Raw genomic sequence first — 241 nt, forward strand, 5'->3', positions numbered from 1 at the left:
GAGGTGGGCTTCACGCCACCGGCCAGTGATGGCGCCAGCACCATCACCCGCTACACGGTGACTGCCACACCTGGCGGCGCATCCTGCACGGCGACACCACCCGCCACGTCGTGCGTGTTCACGGGCTTGACGCCCGGCGTTTCCTATACGTTCGTTGCCGTGGCAACCAATGGCGTGGGCAACAGCGTCCCATCGGCCACATCGCCGCCGGTCACACCGCAGATGGTGAACGACCCGGCGG

The 241-nt window shown here is 67.6% G+C and carries 1 protein-coding gene; it reads left to right on the forward strand.

All coding sequences use genetic code 11. The features are described 5' to 3' along the window. Positions 1 to 241: fibronectin type III domain-containing protein (locus MXD59_RS26160; RefSeq protein ID WP_248827226.1), on the forward strand; the 241-nt coding region annotated here is incomplete at both ends.

It is taken from the genome of Frankia umida (assembly GCF_023242945.1).
GTDB classification, from domain to species: domain Bacteria; phylum Actinomycetota; class Actinomycetes; order Frankiales; family Frankiaceae; genus Frankia; species Frankia umida.